We start from the raw sequence: 1,089 nt of genomic DNA, 5'->3' as shown, positions 1-1,089 counted from the left end.
TGTACTGACCACGGACGTTAGGGACGGCGTGGCGTGGTGACATGACGAAGACCTCCGAGTGAAGTGCGAGCTGTCGAGGAACGCACTGCTCACCGTCGGAGGTCTTCATGTCCCACCGTAATGCCCCATTGTCAGAAACCGGTCGCCTGCGGCTGGCTCGCTGTGTCGTTGAGGAGGGTTGGACACTTCGACGGGCCGCGGAACGGTTTCAAGTTTCGTCGACGACGGCGTCGCGCTGGGCCAGCCGCTATCGCGTCGACGGCGCCGCGGGCATGGTTGATCGCAGTTCACGACCGCATCGCAGCCCGCGGCGCACCCCGACGCGTACCGAACGGCGCATTATCAAAGTCCGTGTCCTGCGGCGCTGGGGACCCGCCCGTATCGGGTACTTACTCGGTGTTCATCCTTCCACAGTGCACCGGGTGTTGACCCGCTACGGCCTGGCCAAACTGCGCTGGCTGGACCGTCCGACCGGGCGGGTCGTGCGCCGGATGGAGTCAGCGCGCTGCGGGGATCTGGTCCACGTCGATGTCAAGAAACTGGGCAAGATCCCCGCTGGCGGCGGCTGGCGAATGCTGGGCCGAGCGGCGGGCAAGCGCCACGCCCAAGCCGACAAGACCGGAACACTGAACAAATACCGTCATCCACTGCGGGGCTATCACTTCTTGCACACCGCTATCGATGCGTACTCACGGCTGGCCTACAGCGAGTTGTTGGCCGATGAACGCCAACAGACCGCGGCAGCGTTTTGGATCCGCGCGAACACATGGTTCACCGAATGCGGAATTACCGTTCGGAAAGTATTGACCGACAACGGATCCTGTTACCGATCCCGCATCTTCGGTGAGGCCCTGGCCGGCATCGAACACCGGCGCACACGACCCTACCGACCCCAAACCAATGGAAAAGTGGAGCGATTCCACCGCACCCTGGCCGATGAATGGGCCTACGCCCGTCTCTACACCAGCGACGCCGAGCGCTGCGATGAATTCCCCATCTGGCTGCACACCTACAATCACCACCGCGGCCACACCGCACTCGGCGGCCAACCACCCGCCACCCGCGTACCTAACCTCTCAGGTCAGTACA

The 1,089-nt window shown here is 63.5% G+C and carries 1 protein-coding gene; it reads left to right on the top strand.

Annotated elements, in window-relative coordinates; genetic code table 11:
• Positions 1-107: 107 nt before the first annotated feature.
• The coding region (locus BST44_RS29175; protein ID WP_083180050.1) for an IS481 family transposase at positions 108-1,089 on the top strand (982 nt) is incomplete at its 3' end.

The organism is Mycobacterium scrofulaceum, assembly GCF_002086735.1.
GTDB lineage: Bacteria > Actinomycetota > Actinomycetes > Mycobacteriales > Mycobacteriaceae > Mycobacterium > Mycobacterium scrofulaceum.
The sequence above is the reverse complement of the archived record's forward strand: the minus strand, read 5'-3'. Positions and strand labels throughout refer to the sequence as shown.